Source organism: Methylobacterium sp. CB376 (assembly GCF_029714205.1).
Lineage (GTDB): Bacteria > Pseudomonadota > Alphaproteobacteria > Rhizobiales > Beijerinckiaceae > Methylobacterium.
In genome coordinates, this window is sequence record NZ_CP121648.1 from 6,079,635 (window position 1) to 6,100,047 (window position 20,413).

Below are 20,413 nucleotides of genomic sequence, written 5' to 3' on the forward strand. Positions count from 1 at the left end.
TCCGCGTTTGCGACACGCCCCCCCGCCGACGACGTCGAGGCAACGTGGGGCGCAGCGGTCAGCGCGATGCGCTCCCGGTTGCTCGGCCTGCCCGCGAAGGCCGCCTCACGGGCCGTCACGATGAGGACCGCGGCCGAGGTCGCCGCCCTCATCCGGGCCGAGATGATCGACATCCTCGCCGAGCTGGACGGGGTCGAGGTCACCGTCATGTCACCGATCCGGCCGACCGCCCCGGACGGGGACGACGCGGCCGGCGACGAGTAGGCGCGTCGCTACCCCGCCGTCCTGGCCTTGCCGCCGCGGCCCTGGCCGAGGCCGCTCGCCTTGGCGAGTTCGGAGCGCTTCGCGGCGTAGTTCGCCGCCACCATCGGGTAGTCGGGCGGCAGGCCCCACTTGCGGCGATACTCATCCGGGGTCAGGCCGCGCGTGCCAAGGTGCCGCTTCAGGGACTTGTACTGCCGACCGTCCTCCAGGCTGACGATGTAGTCCGGCGTGACCGTCTTCTTGATCGGCATTAGGGGGGTCAGCGGCGCGGGCTCCTCGGCCGGCGGCGCGGAGAGCTGGTTCAGCGCGTCGTGCACGGAGGCGATCAGCCCTGGCAGGTCGCCCACCGGGGTCGCGTTCTTCGACACGTACGCGGCGATGATTGCAGCGGTCAGTTCGACCGTGTCAGTCTCGGGGGCGTTTTCTCTCATCTCGGCCATCTTTCGCCATCTTTGTTACAGCTTCGAATGACATGAAGCGGCGCTGGATCGGCAATTGAGCTGGCAAAGTCAAGCAGAAACGGCAATTGTTGCCTCACGATTACGGCATGTAGCCGCTATGTTCTGTCCCTATCTTTGGACTTGTTTTGGTATGTGGAGAGGCGGGCGGCCAGCACTCGGCCGCCCGCCTCCTCCCGTGCTCGCGTGAGCGGGCGGAGCGGGCGTATGAGGTGCACGAACTACTTGGGCTTACCCTTTGCGCCTCCTCGACGGAGGGCCCCGAGGCCCATGCTCTTGGCAAGTTCGGAGCGCTGGGCCGCGTAGTTTGGCGCCACCATAGGGTAGTCCCGCGGCAAGCCATACATCTGCCGATACTCATCAGGCGTCAGACCGTTCTTGGTGAGATGCCGCTTCATGGACTTGTACGGCTTCGCATCGATGAAGCTGATCAGAGCGTCCGGCGTGATCGACTTGCGGATCTGGGTCGGGGTGGCCTTCGGCTTCTCCTCGGCCGGAGGCGCGGCAGACTTTCCGAGATCACCCAGAGTTGCGCCGACGGCAGCGATCAGGCTCGGCAGATCGTCTGGTCGAACCATGTTATTTGAGACGTAAGCTGCCACAATATCGGCAACCAATTTTATGGATACTGCGTCAGAAGAAACGGCGTTTCCGTCGTTGACGTTCGTGTTATTATCTTGACCTGCTTGCACTAGAGTCCTCCAAGATGAGATCATAATCTTTAATAAATTCATTTCAGGCCAAGTCAATACCTTACTCGGGCGCGCCTATAAGAGATTAGTTCTAGATGGGAGACCATTCGCAACATGGGCGATCAGGAGGTGACTGACGAGAGCCTGCGATTTCGGATCGGCGTCGACGACCAGTTCTCGGCGCCGCTCGCGAAGCTCCAGGGCGCGCTCATGCGCATCGCCAAGGACGACTCCGTCCATTCGTTCAAGCAGGACTGGACCGAGGTCGGTCGCGCCGTCGAGAAGGTCGGCGGCGTTCCAGGGGCCGGCGCGAGGCGGAGACAGCGGCGGCTCCGCGCCTACCCTGGGCGGCGCTCTCACGCGGCTCCGGCGCAATGCAGGCATCGGCGGCTGGTGGACGGCGGAGCATCACCAGCACGCCGTCTACGTGCTGGTGAAGGGCGGCTCTCGGAGCTGGGCACGAAGGCCCTGGTGGCGCGCTGGTCGGCCGTGGAGGCCCGCAGCGGCCCAACCTCGGTGCACCCGCGCTCGGGGGCGTTCGGGATCGCGCAGTTCAGGTCCAAGTCGGGCGGCTACTCGCGGCTGCGCGACGACGAGGTCGTGAACGACTTCAAGAGCGGGCCGCCCGGCCGCGCCGCGGCGCGCCGCATCGGCGACGAGATGATGGGCCGGCACTGCAACGCGGCCGGGGCCTCGGCCGGCTCCGGCACGGGCCACCTGTACATCACCATGCACGGCTCCCCGACCGGGACGCGCGGCGATCGCCTCGACCAGGGCGAGCAGGTCGTGCACGGCGGCCTAGTATGCAGCTGCTGGGTTGGCGGTACTGCTCATCGGGGCTCCTCTCGCCAGCCGGGAACGGTGGCCACCTGCATGGAGAACGGCCCGGCGGTTTCGACGAACCGGACGCGGTGAGACCCTCGGCTTGGTAGTCGAGGAACAGCAGCCTTCTCTTCAGGTAGCGGCTGAGTGCGCCGGTGGCACCGCGGTTGCGCAACGGTGAGGAGGCCGACGCCCCTATCTCGAAACGAGGTAGAAACACATGCAAGAGCGCCGAAATGCTCCGCGCGATCGGACCTTCCTGGGGGGGAGTATCGCCTTCAACGATCTTACCGTCGACTGCCTGATCCCGAACAGGTCTCGCGATGGTGCAAAGCTGATCGTGAATGGGACGCTCTTTCTCCCGCGCGAGTTCGATCTGACGTTCAAGCGAGAGAAGCGGACGCGGCGCGTCCGCCTGACATGGCGACGGCGCGACGAGGCCGGGGTGGCTTTCACGGCGCCCGCGCGCGAACCGCGCATCATCGCCGTCGACGCAAACGGCTACATCGTTCCGCCTGCAGCCATCGACTGACAGGTCGGTCATGCAGCGTCCCCACCGCGAGCCGCAGCCTCAAGCTCGGCGAGGCTGAGGGCGCGCAGGGTGGCCGCCGCCACGAAGTCGAGGATGGCGACGCCCTCGGGCGTGTCGGGCACCGTCGCCAGCACCTCGACGTCGGAGGCGGTCGCGCAGATCCCGAGGCGCACTACTCACGCGGCGCACGAATGCCCAGAACCCGGATGGCGCCATACGCGAGTACGGCCGACAGCAGCGCCAACCCAATCACGATCCAGGAGCCGTGCTCGTTTTCAGCAAACGGCAGACCCTTGGTGTTGATGCCGAATACCCCTGTGATCAGCGTCGGAGGAAGGAACAACGCCGTCAGGATCGACAGGGTGTAAAGTTGCCGGTTCGACTGCTCCGCCAGGCGAGCCGACAACTCCTCCTGCAGCAGGCGGCTCCGCTCCGCGATCAGGTTCATATCACGGTCGAGGGCGTCGAGCCGCTGCGCGATCCGGGCGGCCGTCATGACGGCGAGATCGGGCAGCTGTTCAGTGTTGCCATCCTCCTCCAACCGATGGAACACCGCGCGCAGGCCGAGCAGTTGCCGGTGCAGGCGCACGGCGTCTCGGCGTATGGGGCCAAGCCGTCGACGGTCGCCCCGCACGCGCTCCTCGAGGATGTGGTCCTCGATCGCGTCCACCTCGTCCGCGAGCTTGGATCCCGAGGCGGCGATCGAGGCAATCACGTACCCGATCAGTCGCTCGAGCAGGAGGATCGGTGAAGCGAACCGTGCGCCCTCCGTCGCAGCGGCGCGGGCGGCATCCGGGCTCTCCACCCGTTCACGCCGGCCGCTGACCAGCAGGCGCGGGCCGAGGACGAAGTGCAGCCGGCCGGTGGCCCCATCTGCGCCCGCGTCAGCCTCGCTCTCCTCGTCCCGGGTGAGGTCAGCGACCACACCGCCGATGTGATTACCCTCGACGGTCACGCGCTGGTGCTCGTCGGTGCTGAAGACGCAGGTCGCGAGCCGTGGCGGACCGAGTTGCCCATCCCTGAATACCGCGTCGAGGTGGGCCGTGGTGAGATCGAAGTGGAGCCAGAGGAAGCCCTGCCCGAAACCACCGAGGTCTGAGAGGTCCTCTTGGGGGTCAACGAGGTGACCACGTCCCGCCTCGTCGAAGCGCATGGCCCAGAGCAGACCATTCAGGAGAGACTCCCCTCGAGCGGATCCGACCGAGCTGGCCTCGGCATGGGACGGCGATGTGAACCGGCTCATCACAACTGGCCTCGATCTAGGAGGGCCACGATACCCTTTCCAGCGACGCCGAACGCTCCGCACTTCTGCCTCAACTGACGACTCGCGAGCTGCGGGTTAGGCGCACCCGTGGATCCTCCGGTCGTATTCTGGCCGGTGCAGGCCGGGTGTGCTGACGTACCAGAGTTAGATGGCCGAGGTGTTGACCCTGCCGAACCGCTGTCGAAGTCGGATCACGCGGCGCGCGCGGTCCCAAATCACCACGGCAGAGTTGGCGGTGAAGGCGCGCGCCTTGAACATCGCCTCAACGTTATCTTGTGCGTCTATTAGCTCAACGCCGGTAATGTGATTGTCCATGTTCATCAAGTACGCTCGATAATCGAGCGTAGGATTTTCATTCTCGTCGCATGATCGCGAGCAAGCGCAACGACATGTCATTTGATGCCCCGCCTCGTTGGGCGAGAGATTCCGGTCTCTCATTGCTAGGCTTGACTTCGATCATATTGGTATCAAGCAGTTTTTTACAATTCCAGTGTTTGTTGCTGTGCAACATGAAAGCAAGCGCTGCCAATTGAGAGGCGCCCAAAAGGACCCACTATCGGGGCTCCTCATGCCAGCCAGCGAGGCCGGTCCATGCTTCGACGAGGGTCGCGGTACGGGCCTCGGCCCTGGCAGGGTCGAGCGCCCGGAACCAGTCGAGGACGAGGCGGAGCGCGTCCGGGCCCGCGGCTTCGGCGAGGGAAAGGCGCCGGTGGCGAACAGGAGCCCCGCAGGCGGCCTTGGCGAATCCAGAGGCGGGGGGGGCCTCGGCAGCTTGCCGAAGGGCGCTGCCGGCCCGTGCATAGGCCACGACGGGGTTCTGGGACGGCAAGCCCCCAAGGGCTAACCTTCCGCCGAGCGTTCGCGCGTCTGGACGCGGCGGCCGAGCTGTCAGGCCGGATCCCAGTCCGGTTGATCGGCCGCGAGTGAAGTCGAGAAGGCCGCCAGCGGCATCGGCTCGCCGCCCGGCGGGGCGATGAAGACCTGAGTAACGCCCTCGCGATCGAGGACACGCCCGCTCTCCAGCGCGGCTTCGGCAGTTTCGCGTCCGACCGAGAGCGGGCCGGCCGCGGTCTGGATCGTGACCGTGAACGTGTTCACCGAACCTTGGACACAGAAACGCTGTCGTGACAGACGGCGGATTGAGTGCCCCGTTCCGCGGTACGCTGTGCGTCGGCCGCTACGGCATCGCTGTGCCAGGGTGAGGCCGCTGGTTTTCATTGTCTGGAGCCGTCCATGATGAGGTTAGGATCAAGGGGTCAGTAGGGCTGGAGCACGACAACGACCAACTTGCCCATATGAGTGCATCAAATCAGCCGTCCTGCCATTAAACTTCAAGCTTTCATTGGATTGTGAGCAGCGAAGCTGAAGCCCAGGGAGGAAGGCTCCCGAGTGGACGGTTTAGCCAACGACTTAGATGCGCCAGTTCCGGACCTTCGATTAGGGCGGCCGGAACGGCGGCTCAATACCCAACACCGGACCTTCCGGGGTCTCGCGGATCGAATCTCAGCACCAAGCCGGCATATGGGTCCAGCCCTCAAGCCTGATTTCTCGCAATTCAAGAATTCTGATGCGTCGTGACATGGCCGTTCGTCTGTGAGTTGGGCGCAGCCTCTCCTTTCGCATTTTAGGGATTAGGAGGACCAGCTCCGGGCAGGGCATCTCCCTCCTCAGCACGGGCCATCAAGTCGGTCTCACGCAGCATCGCGACCAGCACTTCGTCGCCGATGCGATCCTCCTCACGCAGGCGCACCAGAGCCGAACGAGCTGCGTCGAACCCATTAACCTGGTGCGGACCCGGGTTGGCCAAGGCCTCGCCGATGGCGCGATGGGCCAGATGCCGCTCGTGCTCGCTCTGCCGCTCATCGGCGAGCGCCGTCCGCTTGACCACGGCGCGGAGCGTTAGCCCCTGCAGCAGAACGGACGCGACGATGGTCACGGCCGCGAGCGCGAGGATGACGTTGCGCTCCGGGAAGGGGTGGCCGTCGGGCAGGGCTGCCGGGATCGACAGCGCGATCACGAGGCCAATCACGGAGCGCGTCGACGACCATGTCATGACCGTGGCGGCTCGGGCGCAATCGCGTCCAGACGGCACCGATCGGCCGCCTCCGGCCACAAGGGCGCGTGCGATCGGAGGTAGGTGTCCGGCCAGGTACGATGCCACGAACTGCACGGTGAGCACGAGGACTAGAACGCCCGCGGTTGCTGCGGCGAGACGCAAGAGGCCCCAGGTTTCGACACCTTCGAGGGCCTGGGGCAGGGCACGCCCGGCTAGGAAGAACAAGGCGCTTGAGATCATGAGGCTCGCCTGCTCCCAAAAGGCCGTGGAGCTCACCCGAGCCTCGGATGAGGAGATCGGGGCGCCCGTGCGCCGGTCGATGCGCACCGCCGAGACGACGAGGGCCGCAGCCGTGATAGCACCTACCACGGACAGACCGAGCGCGTGGGCAGTGAGGGCTGCTCCGTAGGGCGTCGCGACGGAGATCGCGATCTCGACCGGAGCTGGGTCAACTCGCTGGCGTGCACAAGCAATGCCGTAGCCAATGGTGCAGCCCAGCGCGACACCGGCCGGGAGGTCCCAGAGATAGTGCTCGGCGATGTTCCAGGGCGAGGTGGAACCGCCAGCCTGGGCCATCTCGATCAGGAGGGTGAACGTCGCGAGGATCAGCAACCGGCCGGTTAGCTCGCGCGCCTTGAGCGTATCGGCGATAGCGCGCGGCACTTCCGGGCGACCCTTTGCCTCGTGGAACAGGCGGGTGTCGAAGATCGCCGCGACAGTGCCGAGCAGGAGGGCGCCGGTCCAGGAGAGGCCGGGTAGCAGGACGAAGCGGGCTCCGGCAGCAACTGCGGTGGTGGTCGCCCCGACAAGAAACGCACCAACCAAAACACCTGGCCAGAATGTAAAGCGTAAGAGGTGCCAAGAAACCCGAACGGAGGAGGCGTAGATGATGGGAGGCAGAAGGAGATTGAGCACGAATTGCGGATCAACTGAGGTCGCGGGCAGGCCGGGGAGGATGGCCGATAAAACACCTAGGCCGAACAGGACTATGGAGTCTGGCACCTTCGTCATGCGCGCCAGGGCCAGAACGGGCCCGATTGAGGTGAGGAGAAGTGCAACGAATTGGTAGTTGCTCAAGCTTTGCTCCACCGCCGCGCACTCGCCCCGACGCTTCTACCCTCACCGTGGCGTTGTCACGCGAAGCGGTGGCAGGCCGGCTCGGGTCGGGGTAGGGCAGGGGGCATGCAGCCCATCTCGTACGCTCGCCACCAGTTCCCACCCGAGATCATCCGCCACGCTGTCTGGCTGTACCTGCGCTTCACCCTCAGCTACCGCTACGTGGAGGAGCTCCTGGCCGAGCGCGGCATCGAGACCACCTACGAGAGCGTCCGGCGCTGGGTGATCAAGTTCGGGCTCGTGTTCGCCCGCAATCTCCGCCGCCTCCGACTCCGATCGCCCAGCAGGTGGGATCTGGACGAGATGGAGGTCTTGATCCAGGGCCGACGTATGTACTCGTGGCGGGCGGTCGATGTAGAGATGAAGCTCAGTAGACAAATCTAGAAATTCGTTAGGCATCAAACTGCTCCTTAAACCGCGATGCCCAAGGTTGATCGAGTAAATTTCTCGAGGTACTCCACGAGATGGTCTGATGAGCTCGCCGCCTGCTCTGGCTCGCCTCTGGCCATCGCAATCAAGCGCGCGGCATGCAGCTCAGCAGCCTTCTCGAGACTGCCGTACTTTTCGTAGTGAGCGAACCAGAACCGTCTCGATAGGCCGTGCACCCGACGAATCATGTCAGCGAGAATCTCGTTATCTGCCGCCTCAGCTGTGATCGCGTGACACTCTCGAAGCACCTGCATGAAGGCACGGCCGTCGCCGTCATGGGCCGTCGCGGTAATCTCATCCGCAAGAGCGCGCATTCGCGTTCGCTGTGCCGGCGCGGCAAGCCGAGCCGCGTGACGTACGACCAGCCGTTCGAGCTCCGCCCTGATTTCCAGGATTTTCAGCTGCGTCCGCGTGTCGATCTCCGCGACGATGATGCCGCGGCGGGGAAGCACTACCACTAAGCCCTCCAGCGACAATCGGAGAAGCGCCTCACGTATGGGAGTACGACCGAAGCCGAGCTTTTTGCTCAGCGATGTTTCGGAAAGAAGCGAGCCTGCGGGGAGGACGCGCAGCGTGATGAGCTCTTCAAGCACCTCGTAGGCCTGATCGCGCAGTGAAGGTGCAGCAGCGGGTTCGACGGCGCTGTCGTGAGGCGACGCTGTCCCACCGCGGCAACTCTCCTCACCCAAAGCCTGCCCGTTAGCCTTCGCAATCACCACTCGTACTCCCAAGCGCGGTCACGAACCGCCAGCCACCGCTGACACGTTATAGGGTGGCATCTGATCCTCGATTGACATATCAGATGCGGATGAGTGACAAGCAACCAACCCCGGGGAGAAAATCTCAATGCAACGCTTCGCCGCTACCTTCGCTCTCGCATGTCTCACATGTTCCAGCGCTGGAGCGGGCGAAGCACCGGTTAAGATCGGCCTGCTGACCGACATGTCCGGCGTGTTCGCAGACGCTGACGGCCCGGGCGGAGCCGAGGCCGTGAAGATGGCCATCGAGGATTTTGGCGGGGAGGTCCTCGGGCAGAAGATCACCTTTTTCTCAGCCGATCACCAGAACAAGCCGGATATCGGCGCTGCGAAGGCGCGCGAGTGGTTCGACCGAGATGGTATCACTATGGTGCTAGCAGGCCCGAACTCGTCTGTTGCACTTGCCGTCAACGCGATTTCACGTGACAAGAAACGCATTTTCATGCCGATTGGTGCAACCACGTCGCGCCTATCGAATGAGGACTGCACGCCGTACACCGTACAATACGCCTACGACACAATTGCCCTCTCGAAAGGGACAGGTTCAGCCGTCCTCAAGCAAGGCGGAAAATCCTGGTATTTCGTTACAGCCGACTTCGCATTTGGCACGGCAATCGAGAAGGATACGCGTGATGTTGTTCAGGCTCAGGGTGGAAAGACCCTCGGCTCTGTCCGCCATCCGCTCGGCACGGCTGATTACTCGTCGTACCTGCTTCAGGCTCAAGCCGCAAGACCTGACGTCTTAGCACTGGCGAATGCCGGAACCGACACGATCAACTCCATCAAGGCTGTCGATGAATTTGGCCTCGTCGATCAAATGAAAGTCGTAGCCATGAATATGTATCTCAGTGATGTCCATGCTCTTGGGCTTGATGCCGCAAAGGGCATGTACATGACGGACGGTTGGTATTGGGATCTTAACGACAAAACACGTGCATGGGCCAAGAGATTTTTAGCGCGTACTTCCAAGATGCCGACTCTTGTTCAGGCCGCCGACTACTCCGCAGCGTGGCACTATTTGTCGGCCGTTAAGGCTGCTGGGAGCAGCGATTCAGATGCGGTGGTCGCTAAGATGCGTGAGATGCCGATCAATGATTTCTTCGCAACGGGTGGCCACATTCGGGCAGACGGGCGAATGATACACGAAATGTATCTCATGCAAGTCAAGTCTCCGAGCGAGTCGAAATATCCGTGGGATTACTACAAGGTAATTGAGGTTATCCCAGGCGAACAAGCAGCGTTTACTAAAGAGGAGAGTCGCTGCAATTTGTGGAAGTAAAGCGACACTCACCAGAATGATTACCCACGGGGTGCGCACGAGCGCGGCGCGACCCACAAGCGAGGCCGCTGGAGGGAGCCCGCCGCGACTCTTGCCGGAAGCTGATTTCGCTGATTCCCTCGTGAGATGGGCCGCAGTGATCTTGAGCGTTTGAGCAAGGAGGAGTTGATCGAGCTGGTGCTGCGACTGCAGCGGCCTGAGACGACCTCGCGCACCTCCTCGAAGCCGCCCTCCACTGATCGCAAGAAGCGGCGCGAGCAGGCCGAGCCTGGCGGTGCCAAGCCCGGTCACGAGGAGCACAGCCGTACGCTCAGCCCCGATCCCGACGAGGTCGTCGCGCATCGCCCGGTTCAGTGCCCTTGCTGCGGCAGCGCCCTGGCTGTGGACCTGCCGGCCGAGATCGTCAGCGTGCGCGAGCAGGTCGAGCTTCCGGAGGTGACGCCGCTCGTCACCCAGCATCAGCGGCTCGCGGTGCGCTGCCCGTCCTGCGGAACTCGGGTCGTCGCCCCCCCTGCCGAAGGAAGTGGGCGGCACGCCGTTCGGCCCGCGGTTGCACGCGGTGGCGACCTACCTGAAGACCGTCCAGGCCCTCTCCTGCGGTCGCCTGGAGGCGGCGCTGGCTGACCTGTTCGGGCTCACCCTGAGCCAGGGCGGGCTGATGAACCTGCTCCGTCGCGCCCGGCGGCAGTTCCGGTCCGGTCGCGAACCGGCGGTCTCGGCGCTGCGCCGGGCCGCGGTGGTCGCCTCGGACGAGACTGGCGCCCGGATCGAAGGCTGCAACTCGTACCACTGGGTCTTCCGCTCGGACGAGGCGGTCGTACATCACGCCGCCCCGACGCGGGCTGCCTTCGTCGTGCACGCGATGGTGGTCAGCCTGCGGTGTGGCTGTCGGACCGCTACACCGCCCAGCAAGGGCACGGCGAGCGCCACCGGACCTGCCTGGCGCATCTGGCGCGCGACGTCGCCTACGCGGCCGAGGTCAGCGACGATCCCGTGCCGTTGCGCCTGTAGCTGTGGCTCGGGTCCGTGTTCAGCCTGGCCGAGCGCGTCACCGACTTGGCTGCCTCGACGCTCTCGGCCAAGCGGCGGGCGCTGGAACGGCAGCTGTCCGACATCCCGTCCGCCCCGAGCCGGTGAGATCTGACCCGTGCGCTGCAAGCCAAGATCAGCCGCGCCCGCGATCAGCTCCTGGTCTTCCTCGACCATCCCGGCCGCGTGGAGGTCACGAACAACGGGTGTGAGCGAGCCCTGCGCCCGGCAGTGGTGCAGCGGAAGGTGACGAACGGCTACCGGGCGAAGCGGACGTGCGCACGGCGGTCGACACCGCTCGCCTCTCGGGTGCCGACACCTTCGCCACTCTCCTCAAGACCATCCGCGCCTGAGCCCGCTGCCACGGGCGTGGGTAATTACTGCCCAGCTCTCACACGAATCGGTGCGAAGGCAGCAACCGGGATCGCCCACGTCACCCCGCCTAATTTAAAGCATCTATGGGCGCTCCTCTTGTGGGGAGACTCTCTTCTTTGTCACGAAATCTAAACACATGAGTTGTTATTTTACCTAAGCTGAACTTTCACCAGAGATGAGTTATGCTCCGGCGAACCGGCTAAAGAATGGCCGCGATCTTGACGCCAGCGCAGAAAGACCTGGTACAATCCTTCCTTATCGGCTGAGCCGCGATCTCGACGCCAGCGCAGAAAGGCTTGATACAATCCTTCCTTGTCGGCCGATGCGCTCGGACGCCGCTCGTTGAGGAAGGCCATGAACTCGGCGCCGGGGAGCGGCTCACGGTGGGCATCAAGCCATTCCTGCGCGGGCTCGAACCGCGTCCATCCGCCGACCTCGGCGGCGAGGTTCACATCCCGCCATTTCGAATGGCGTTGAGGCGCCAGGAACTCGTCGAACTTGCCGAAGAAGGCATCCACGAAGCGGGCAAGCCTGGCATAACGCTCGGATCCCTTCGGGTGATTGTAGACCCCCAGCACGGTCCCGACCGCCAGCGTCTCAATTTCATCCTCGTCGCGGACGAGGTTCGGGTAATCCTGACGCGTCAGTGAGGCCGGCAGATAGTCGTCCGAGATCGAAGGGCCGTACTTGGCGGGGATGAGGTGAAACCGATCGCCTGGAGCGAAACCCGCCACCACCGCCACGGGCTTGGCTGCCACGGAGACGACCGCGTCCACCTCGCCTTTGCGCAGCATCTCGAAGGCGGTCGGTTGGTCGACATTGATCGCCTGCACGGTGACGCCGAGGTTCCGGAACATCGCCCGGCCGCTGTAATCGGTGCCGCTGCCCTTGACGTCGAAGGTCACCCGCTTGCCCGCGAGCTGCCGCGCCTCCGTGACGCTGTTCGGACCGATGATATGCAGCTCGTCGTCGAACAGCTTTGCGATGTAGCGGATATGCGGCGCGATGCTGGCGAGGCGCTTGTCTTCGCGCAACTGCTCCTGCGTGTCGGTGCGCAGAAAGGCGAGGTCGACGCCCTTCAGGAACCGGAGATCGTAGGCGTTCTGGCCCGCCCCCTTGCCCAGCATGGGCAGGACGCGCAGGCGCTCGTCGTCAAGGACGAAGGCCAGGTCCGCTCCGACACGGAAGTAGGTTCCTCCAGGCGTGCCGGTGACAACCGAGACGGTTGCGGCGTTCATGCGTTTACCGATCGCATGCTCCGTCTCGCCGGCCGACAATACGGCCTGCTTCCCTGCGGCCTGGGACGCGCCCGCGGCTTGGGAGGTATCCCGCGCGCCTGCCGGGGAGCAGGGTACGCCAGCCAGCAGGAGGGCTGAGACGGCGAGGGCCATCAATCCCGTTGTCCGAGTTTTGCAGCTCATGGCATCCCCCCGTTTGCCACCCCTACGGAGCCCGTTCGTGCCTGGAGTCGGACGCTCCCCTGGCGAGCCTGAGCGGCCGCTTCGGCATGCATGCGTGCTTGCTTCGGGTCGGCCTTCAGCCCTCGACTGCCCAGGCGGTGCAGGAAAGCCTCGTCGTAGGTTTGCCCCAGGAGGTTGATCGCGTCGGCGTCACCGGCCGAGGCCGCCCGCCGCAGGAATAGCCGCGCGCCACTCACGTTGCCCAGTCGCAGCGCTTGCTGGGCCTTCGCCACGAGGGCCTTCGGGAGTGGTTCTGCCGCTGAGCCCTGGCCGGTGGGCGTGGCGGGTTGCGGTTCCGCCTGTGCGCTGCGGCCTGATATGCCTGCCGCACCGGCGGCTTGTGGGACGATCGGGGATGGGGTTGCCGCCGCGGTCCTGGCTTGAACGACCCTTGGCTCGGGCGAGGGAGGCAGAGAGGCTTGCGGGATGATCACCATCGACAAAAGCTTTTCGACGCGAGCGGAGCTGTCGGTCTCGGACGCGGGCAGGAGGCCTGCGATACCCACATAGATCTTCGTCTCTGGTGCACGCGAGACCAGTTCGCCTGGTAGAGTGAACGTCAAATCTTTGAGGTTCAGCGTTGTGATCTCAATTAAATCTGCATCGTTCATCACAGTCATGCTCTGATAATTATCTGAAACGATAGCGCCGTGTGGCAGCCCTACTAAATATATTGTTGAGTATCTGCTTTGTGCGGGTAGCAGATTTTTGATTGGTACGGATATTCGCTCATCACAAGGGGCTCTGATTGTAATCAATCTGGCTTCTTCAGGCTTTATTTCTGTTTTATTCGACAATGATGAGCTTATAGATGGATCATCGTCAAATTGTGCAAGAGATTGATTGCTCAAGATGCAGGCAAAAGATCCCATCACCATGAATGGCAGGGCAACTTTTTTGTTGTATGATCTTGAATTGCACAGTTCTCCTGACATGACAGAACCTCCCACGATTCTTATTATAATTCATTAATTCTTGGAACCTCTGCGGTTCCCAGGCGCCATCCAAGTTCTTTGATGCGTGCATTCACATTCGCATCCCATCGATATGTCAATCACTCAAATGAACTAGGCGGATTACTGTGTTTCATTGTGAAGCTTATATAATTCGCGAACGATACTCGCGGAAGCTGCAACCGGGACTGTTGGCAGCCTTGGGCTTGTTACAAACACGGAACTGGGACGCAGCAGGGGCCTGCCACTCCGTTTTCGTGCTTTGTTATCCAGGGCGGGCCCGACGAGGGAGGCGGGTCCTTCGTAACGTCCGCAGGGGTATGGCTGTGCGGATGGCGAGCGGAGGCGCGAAAACCCTGTCCGTATGGGTCGGTTTCGATACACGTGTCAGGCGACGTCAGGGGCTGACCCCTTGGCGACACGGTGGGAAGACCCCATCCACTCTACCTGCTGCTTAAGGTTGTTCGCCGGCGGGAGCGCGTCCGGGCGAGCGCTGCCCGCTCTCGCGCGTTGCGCGACAAGGCCTTGACCCGCTCTCACCGGCGAACAGCCCTCAGACTGGGGACCGATGCAAGGCATCGACCCTCATCAAAATCAACTCAGGCGGGAGTCGCGCCAATGGCGATAGAGGGTCAGCCCCTGATGTCGCCTGACGCCAGCAGGAAGCGGCGCAGCTGCGACCCGAACCCACCCACGATCCCCGGCGGAAGCGGCGCCACCAGCGGTAAGCCGGCCGGCACAAGCCAGCGCTCGCGCCGATAGCGGATCACGCAGGCCTCCGGCACAAGATCGCTGACCGGCATCTCCTCGTGGCCCTTGGAGCGCGAGCCCAAGGGCGCGGCGACCGGCTGCATCACCTCCGGGATGAGGGCGCTGCACTCGTGCGCCAGGCCGCGCCGCGCTGGCTTGCTCCACGACCGGCCAGCCGACCCGGTGGCCATCTCCAGCCCGGAGGGCGTCAGGCACGTCTGAGGGCGGGGCGGCAGGCCCTTGAGCCGGGCGATCTCGTCGCGCAGTGCCCGGTTCTCCGGCGACAGCCGCTGAACCACACCGATTAGCCTTCCCACCAACGCCCGCAGGTCCGACAACCCGAGCGTCTCATGGCGGCGAACGCGTATGTCGCCCGGATCTTGGATGAGGATGTGAGCGAGAATGCCTATCACGCGGAGGTCCCGCGGGAGCGTCAGGTCCTCTCCAGCTCTACTCCTCGGCGCGTCGTCAAGGCGCGCTCACCTCCCGATGCAACTCGCTCCCCCGCATCAGGCGCCGGGCGATGTCAGCCGTCTGCAACGCCGCCCGTTCGGTCGGTGAGTGGGCTGCAAGATATCGGGCAACCGCGACGAGGATGTGCCGGCCCGCGTCGGTATCGCCCCACTCCGCGAATTGCCGGATCCCGGCCTCCAGCATCTGATAAGCATGGAAGCCCGCATCTTCGCGCAGCACCGCCCGTGCGAGCGTGGCAATCAGTCCCTGTGACGGGTGGCCGAGTGTGAGATGCCGGGCCACGAGCCTCGCCGCGACATCGACATGCCGCTGCCGGTCAAACGCATCGAGCAAGTTGGCGCGGATGGCCTCGGCGTCGGCGGGCAAGTCGTCGAGCGGCTCGTCGCCGTCTCCCGGAATGTGGGCCGGCGGTACGTTGAGGTAGCGGGTAAGGTACAGGGCCATCGCTCCGTGCAGGATGCTGCGCACGGCCGTGACGCGACCGTCGGCGCTGGTAGTCCCGATTCGGTTGAGCAACTGGTGGACGGCGTTGGCGTAGCTGAAGACATGGTGCGCCGCCTCCCAGTCGCCGTGCTCGTTGGCGTTGCCGAACCGCGCCACCCTGAGCGCCGCCCCGTATGCGAGCGATTGGCCTAGGTCAGAGGGGGAGGCTCCTGCGCGGATCGCCGCTTCGAGCATGTCCATGATCCTGACTGGATCGTCACCGAGCAGCTCTCGGGCGAGCGTCACGTGGTTCGACCAGCCTTCGGCCCGGTGGGCAGCAAGCAGGTCCGGCCATTGCCTTGCTGGTTCCTCACAGAGTGCAACCAGATCAACGGGCTGTCGCCACGCGGTCGATTCCTCGGCGCCGCGGGACGCCGCCATCTGGCCGACCACAGTCGGCAGCACCGCCGTCGCGTGCTCCCAGCCGATCAGGTCGAGACACTCGAACGCCTTGTTGATGAAGTCGAGGGAGTGCCCGCCGTCAGCGAACGCCCGCTCCGTCTCGGCCGCGAGAAGCGCGTCGGCGAGTACGGGTGGAGCGAGTCCGGCCGCGATCGCCGTGAGCACGGTGCGCTCGGCCGCTTCGCGATGACGAACGGCGGTCCAGCGCCCCAGCCAGCGCTTGAGCGCAGCCGGGTCGGGCCGGCTTCCAAGCGCCGCCCGATCCCGCCGCCGCGGCGCGCCATCGCAGTCCGCCGCCACGTGGCGTGCGCCGTGGAACAGGGCGAGGTATGCTTCCTCCTCGGGCAGCACCGGCAGGAGATTGGCGAGCGCCGTGAGGATCGTGAGACCCGCGCCCCAGCCGTCGCGGTTCCGCGCCCCGAACAGCGCCACCTGCCGCACGATGTCGGCTCGCGGCACCTCGGCCGCGAGCTGACCCTGCACGGCCTTGGCGATGACGAGGTCGAGGTCGTGGGAGAGGCCGTCCGCAAGCCGCTGCTCCCAGTGGCCGACGGGGTCGGCGTGGGCGAACCCGGTCCTCACCCAGACCTCTCCATCGCGCACCTCGACCGGGCAGACTGGGACATCGTCCGCCCACAGGTCGAAGGTGCAGCCGCTCTCGAGGTCGAAGCGGGCGTGGTGCCAATGACAGGTCAGGATGCCGTCCTCGACGCTGCCCCGCTCGAGCGGGAAGCCCATGTGGGGGCAACGATTGTCGAGGGCGACGACGCGTCCGCGGTCGTGGATCACCAGGATCGGGCGATGGTGGCCGTGCATAACGATCCGCCCCTTCGCGCTCAGCTCCTCGAGACTTCCCGCCAGCGAGAATTCCCTGTTCGGCGCCTCCATGAGCATGCCTCCTGCAGCTATGCTGTGTTCTGAAGCAGGCGGATGGAGCAACCATCCACTCATGGCGATGCGCGCGGGCTGCGCCTCAGTCAAGGCGGCCTGATAGACCGAGGTGCCGTCGCGGGGGTGGTTGGAATGTGACGTTGCGTAGTCTCCGGGAAGCATCACACCGGGAACTGAGCTGCGGTCGCAGGAGGGACAGGGTCCTCCTCATCTGAGGCCGCAACAGTAGTTTTCTGACAAGTTTCCGCGGTTTCAGCCCTGAACAGGTGCAATGTCCGGCGGGAGATCAGGTGATATCGGGTGTAGAACGTGTTCTGGACAGTCGAGCGCATTGCGCGGAGACGCTGCGCCGATCCGGACGACTTGGATACCTATTGATTACGATTTCGCGATGACATGGCGTGCGATAGATTTTATTCGCTGGTGTTCTTACGATAGCTCCGCTCTTGCCCACCAATTCGGCCAAATTGCAGTTGCGCCGCCAGCGCACCCGCATCTGACAGAAAGCCGAGCAGTAAGTGAATTTAATCCGGTTACACCGCTAACAACCCTCGCCAATTTAACTGCCTGTTAACCATCGGGTCTGAGCATTGGTTATCGTGCAGGAGGCAGCGATGACTCGATCTCAGAAGCTCCGGCCCAAGCGCTGGATTATGCGAGCAATTGATCGAGCTCTACCAGAAGAACCTATGGATCCTTCTCAGTACGCTCGCATGGCTGCTTTCGAAAATCCAACTTGGCATCGGAGCGAACCTGCTCGGTAACCCGTACGAGGAACACACAAATTTGACCTGCTTCTTGCCCGAGGAGGGTCCGAATCCGCTATCACTTATCCATTGAAAGGGATCACGCTCCGCGTCCGATGAGACCGGCTGTCACTGGGTATTGAAATTTTCGTCCCATCATTTGGCAGACTATGCAATGATGGCTTCGCTGAACGAGGAGGTTGATCATGGCCTCGGAGAAGAAGCGCGGAAACCGCGAAGCCAAGAAGCCGAAGAAGCCGGTGCCCAAGACCAGCGCGGCAGCACCGTCGACGAAGGACATGGTTAGCGCTGCCGTGAAATCGGCCAATCGGAAATAGGCCTCGCACCCGACTCGCGAGCTCGGCAGCGAACCCAATGGCTGCGGCCAGCGAGGTACCACTCTGCACCCGTGGATCGGGCAGTCGCCCGACGCTGCAACCAAGTGGGTGGTTGATGACGGCGCGTACACCGGGCGACCGGATCCCGGCCATTATCAGGCGCGGACAAAGTCTCCACCGCAGGCGGAGCTACCCAAGGGCCCCATCATGAGTGCGCCGGTCCTGGCGCTTGTGTGCATCGCCATGTCGGGGTCGCAGCTCCCGTTTCGCTCTGCCTGCCGTCAAGCGTCGACCTCGGACTCGAAGGACCTTTGTGGGAAGTGGACCCTGCCGGCGAGATCGCCTGTAGAGGCCGGCGCTGCTCAACGGCTTTCACTCTGTCCATGGAGTTGAAGGAGCGGACTGCGGTCACACCCGAGCAGCGCCTGCGCGGCGGGATCGCTCGGAACGAGCATCCTGGCGGAGGGGGCGGATCATCGGGCCTGTCCACCATGTCGGTCGGCTGTGGACGGCCCGATGGGATCGGGGCTTCGTCAGTCTCATCGAGGTCGGCGAGCGTGACCTCTGGCTCCGGCTCGTCTCGCCCACGCGCCCCGACGAAGCAGGTGGGGAATGGGAGAAAACTGGGCTCGGGCTCCGGTTCGGAGATGGACGGGCCGCCTCGCGGCAGCCTGTCCACCAAGTTTGGAGGTAGCTGACCTCAGAAGTCCATGCCGCCCATGCCGCCGCCGGGCATGGCGGGAGCCGAGCTTTCCTTCTTCGGCGCATCCGCCACCATCGCCTCCGTGGTGACGAGCAGGCCGGCGACCGAGGCCGCACCCTGCATGGCCGTGCGCACCACCTTGGCCGGATCGACGACACCGGCCTCGAGCAGGTCCACGTACTCCTCGGTCTGGGCGTTGAAGCCGTACGTCTCAGAGCCCGTGTTGTTGGAGATCTGGCCGACCACGATCGAGCCCTCGACGCCCGCGTTCTCGGCGATTTGGCGGATCGGGGCCTCCAGCGCCCTGAGCACGATCTTGATGCCAGCCTGGACATCCGGGTTATCGCTCGTGAGCGCGGCCACGGCCGCCTGGGCCCGCAGGAGCGCGGTGCCGCCGCCCGGGACGATGCCCTCCTCCACCGCCGCGCGGGTGGCGTGAAGGGCGTCCTCTACACGGTCCTTCTTCTCCTTGACCTCGACCTCGGTCGAACCGCCGACGCGGATGATCGCAACTCCGCCCGCGAGCTTGGCCAGGCGCTCCTGCAGCTTCTCCCGGTCGTAGTCCGAGGTCGTCTCCTCGATCTGCGCCTTGATCTGCGCCACCCGCGCCTCGATGTCCGCCTTCTCCCCGGCCCCATCGATGATCGTGGTGTTCTCCTTCTCGATCCGCACCCGCTTGGCCCGCCCGAGCATCGGCAGCGTCACGTTCTCCAGCTTGATGCCGAGATCCTCCGCGATCATCTGACCGGCGGTCAGGATCGCGATGTCCTCCAGCATCGCCTTGCGCCGGTCGCCGAAGCCCGGCGCCTTCACGGCCGCCACCTTCAGACCGCCGCGCAGCTTGTTGACCACCAGCGTGGCCAGCGCCTCGCCCTCGATGTCCTCGGCCACGATCAGCAGCGGCTTGCCGGTCTGCACCACCGCCTCGAGCACCGGCAGCATCGCCTGCAGCGACGACAGCTTCTTCTCGTGGATCAGGATGTAAGGATCCTCGAGATCGGCGATCATCTTCTCCGCGTTCGTGATGAAGTACGGGGAGAGGTAGCCGCGGTCGAACTGCATGCCCTCGACGACGTCGAGCTCGGTCACGGCGGTCTTCGCTTCTTCAGCCGTGATCACGCCCTCGTTGCCGACCTTCTGCATGGCCTGGGCGATCATCTCGCCGATCTCCTTGTCGCCGTTGGCCGAGATCGTGCCGACCTGGGCAATCCCCTCCGACGAGACAACTTTCCTGGCGCGGCCAGTAATGTCCTTCACGGTGGCGGCGGTGGCGAGGTCGATGCCGCGCTTGAGGTCCATCGGGTTCATGCCGGCGGCGACGTACTTGGCGCCTTCCTTGACGATGGCCTGGGCCAGCACGGTGGCGGTCGTGGTGCCATCACCGGCGAGATCGCTGGTCTTCGAGGCCACCTCGCGCACCATCTGGGCGCCCATGTTCTCGAACTTGTCGGCGAGTTCGATCTCCTTGGCGACGGTCACGCCGTCCTTGGTGATGCGGGGAGCCCCGAAGCTCTTCTCGAGCACGACGTTGCGGCCCTTGGGGCCGAGCGTCACCTTCACGGCGTTGGCGAGGATGTCGACACCGCGCAGCATCTTCTCGCGCGCGTCGGAGGAGAAACGAACGTCCTTGGCAGCCATAGGTCAGATCCTTGTTGTCGGATTGCAGTCCCAAGGCGCCCCGAATCGGCAGCCTCGAAGGACGAAGTTCACGAACCCGTGGGGCCGCCTCAGGCGAGGACGCCCATGATGTCGGACTCCTTCATGATCAGGAGGTCCTGACCGTCGAGGCGAACCTCGGTACCCGACCACTTGCCGAACAGGACGCGGTCGCCGGCCTTCACGTCAAGGGGGGCCACCTTGCCGGACTCGTCGCGTGCACCCGGGCCGACAGCGATAACCTCTCCCTCCTGCGGCTTCTCCTTAGCGGTATCGGGGATGATGATGCCACCTTTGGTCTTCTCCTCCGCCTCGATGCGGCGGACGACGACACGGTCGTGCAGCGGACGAAACTTCATGGGACCTCCGGTTTCCTGCCTGAACAGGTCAGCGGCTCGTCAGTGCCGCCGCTTGAGAGAAGCTTTTGCCTCCCCCTCCACGCGAAGCGTCTTAGCACTCCACCAGAGCGAGTGCTAACGATCA

General features: G+C 64.2%; 19 protein-coding genes and 2 pseudogenes. 7 read left to right on the top strand and 14 right to left on the bottom strand.

Translation table 11 applies throughout. The annotated features are described in order from the left end of the window. Positions 1–66 precede the first annotated feature (66 nt). Positions 67–264, top strand: a complete 198-nt coding sequence (locus QA634_RS28040; protein WP_265576432.1) for a hypothetical protein — start codon at positions 67–69, stop codon at positions 262–264. An 8-nt stretch (positions 265–272) separates the two neighbouring features. On the opposite strand, the gene QA634_RS28045 is transcribed toward QA634_RS28040, so the two are convergent. Further along, a complete protein-coding gene (locus QA634_RS28045; protein ID WP_012335251.1) occupies positions 273–704 on the bottom strand; it encodes a MucR family transcriptional regulator in 432 nt (143 codons plus the stop codon). Positions 705–943: 239 nt separating this feature from the next. Then, a complete protein-coding gene (locus QA634_RS28050) occupies positions 944–1,414 on the bottom strand; it encodes a MucR family transcriptional regulator (protein WP_012335252.1) in 471 nt (156 codons plus the stop codon). Between the two features lie 114 nt (positions 1,415–1,528). Between QA634_RS28050 and QA634_RS28055 the strand changes: the two genes are divergently transcribed. Together QA634_RS28055 and QA634_RS28060 are read left to right on the top strand one after the other, a co-directional pair. Beyond that, entirely contained in the window at positions 1,529–2,329 is an 801-nt protein-coding gene (locus tag QA634_RS28055; protein WP_012335253.1) for a hypothetical protein, read from the top strand. A gap of 127 nt (positions 2,330–2,456) precedes the next feature. Then, positions 2,457–2,768: a PilZ domain-containing protein gene (locus QA634_RS28060; protein WP_012335254.1), complete on the top strand. Its 312-nt coding sequence runs from the start codon at positions 2,457–2,459 to the stop codon at positions 2,766–2,768. Between the two features lie 8 nt (positions 2,769–2,776). Here the strand turns inward: QA634_RS28060 and QA634_RS28065 are convergent, their stop codons facing one another. The 5 genes from QA634_RS28065 to QA634_RS28085 form a co-directional block, all read right to left on the bottom strand. Further along, entirely contained in the window at positions 2,777–2,941 is a 165-nt protein-coding gene (locus QA634_RS28065; RefSeq protein WP_168169174.1) for a hypothetical protein, read from the bottom strand. Then, positions 2,941–3,921 (bottom strand): transporter, encoded by a 981-nt coding sequence (locus QA634_RS28070; RefSeq protein ID WP_043701670.1) that lies wholly within the window; start codon positions 3,919–3,921, stop codon positions 2,941–2,943. The genes QA634_RS28065 and QA634_RS28070 overlap by 1 nt, the downstream gene beginning before the upstream one ends. A 255-nt stretch (positions 3,922–4,176) precedes the next feature. Continuing rightward, the gene (locus tag QA634_RS28075) at positions 4,177–4,353 is read right to left on the bottom strand and encodes a hypothetical protein (protein WP_265576433.1); all 177 of its coding nucleotides are present in this window, start codon (positions 4,351–4,353) and stop codon (positions 4,177–4,179) included. Between the two features lie 567 nt (positions 4,354–4,920). Continuing rightward, on the bottom strand, positions 4,921–5,130 hold the full coding sequence (locus QA634_RS28080) for a hypothetical protein (RefSeq protein WP_043701676.1): 210 nt from the start codon (positions 5,128–5,130) through the stop codon (positions 4,921–4,923). Positions 5,131–5,656: 526 nt separating this feature from the next. Continuing rightward, positions 5,657–7,165, bottom strand: coding sequence for a cation:proton antiporter domain-containing protein (locus QA634_RS28085; RefSeq protein ID WP_265576434.1), 1,509 nt, complete (start codon positions 7,163–7,165; stop codon positions 5,657–5,659). A 105-nt stretch (positions 7,166–7,270) separates the two neighbouring features. On the opposite strand from QA634_RS28085, the pseudogene QA634_RS28090 reads away from it, so the two are divergent. Continuing rightward, positions 7,271–7,564, top strand: a pseudogene (locus QA634_RS28090) (IS6 family transposase); the annotation flags it as partial. 50 nt (positions 7,565–7,614) lie between these two features. On the opposite strand, the gene QA634_RS28095 reads toward QA634_RS28090, so the two are convergent. Then, positions 7,615–8,352: a GntR family transcriptional regulator gene (locus QA634_RS28095; RefSeq protein ID WP_168169175.1), complete on the bottom strand. Its 738-nt coding sequence runs from the start codon at positions 8,350–8,352 to the stop codon at positions 7,615–7,617. Positions 8,353–8,479: 127 nt separating this feature from the next. Here QA634_RS28095 and QA634_RS28100 point away from each other — a divergent pair, with 127 nt between their 5' ends. Beyond that, the gene (locus QA634_RS28100) at positions 8,480–9,670 is read left to right on the top strand and encodes an ABC transporter substrate-binding protein (RefSeq protein ID WP_012335261.1); all 1,191 of its coding nucleotides are present in this window, start codon (positions 8,480–8,482) and stop codon (positions 9,668–9,670) included. A 126-nt stretch (positions 9,671–9,796) separates the two neighbouring features. Further along, positions 9,797–11,052 (top strand): annotated as a pseudogene (tnpC, locus tag QA634_RS28105) (IS66 family transposase). A gap of 171 nt (positions 11,053–11,223) precedes the next feature. On the opposite strand, the gene QA634_RS28110 reads toward tnpC, so the two are convergent. From QA634_RS28110 to QA634_RS28125, 4 genes are all read right to left on the bottom strand, one after another. After that, positions 11,224–12,465, bottom strand: a complete 1,242-nt coding sequence (locus QA634_RS28110; protein ID WP_043701679.1) for a TAXI family TRAP transporter solute-binding subunit — start codon at positions 12,463–12,465, stop codon at positions 11,224–11,226. 26 nt (positions 12,466–12,491) lie between these two features. Beyond that, positions 12,492–13,469 carry a hypothetical protein gene (locus QA634_RS28115; protein WP_012335263.1) on the bottom strand — a complete coding sequence of 326 codons (978 nt, stop codon included), beginning with the start codon at positions 13,467–13,469 and terminating at the stop codon, positions 12,492–12,494. 650 nt (positions 13,470–14,119) lie between these two features. Next, positions 14,120–14,650 (bottom strand): hypothetical protein, encoded by a 531-nt coding sequence (locus QA634_RS28120; RefSeq protein WP_012335264.1) that lies wholly within the window; start codon positions 14,648–14,650, stop codon positions 14,120–14,122. A 55-nt stretch (positions 14,651–14,705) separates the two neighbouring features. Next, positions 14,706–16,484: a Rieske (2Fe-2S) protein gene (locus tag QA634_RS28125; protein WP_265576435.1), complete on the bottom strand. Its 1,779-nt coding sequence runs from the start codon at positions 16,482–16,484 to the stop codon at positions 14,706–14,708. Between the two features lie 955 nt (positions 16,485–17,439). Between QA634_RS28125 and QA634_RS28130 the strand changes: the two genes are divergently transcribed. Beyond that, complete coding sequence (locus tag QA634_RS28130; protein WP_265576436.1) at positions 17,440–17,571, top strand: hypothetical protein; 132 nt, start codon at positions 17,440–17,442, stop codon at positions 17,569–17,571. Positions 17,572–18,271: 700 nt separating this feature from the next. Here QA634_RS28130 and groL read toward each other — a convergent pair. Continuing rightward, positions 18,272–19,912 carry a chaperonin GroEL gene (groL, locus tag QA634_RS28135; RefSeq protein ID WP_012335266.1) on the bottom strand — a complete coding sequence of 547 codons (1,641 nt, stop codon included), beginning with the start codon at positions 19,910–19,912 and terminating at the stop codon, positions 18,272–18,274. Between the two features lie 89 nt (positions 19,913–20,001). Next, positions 20,002–20,289, bottom strand: coding sequence for a co-chaperone GroES (groES, locus tag QA634_RS28140; protein ID WP_012335267.1), 288 nt, complete (start codon positions 20,287–20,289; stop codon positions 20,002–20,004). Positions 20,290–20,413: the final 124 nt, after the last annotated feature.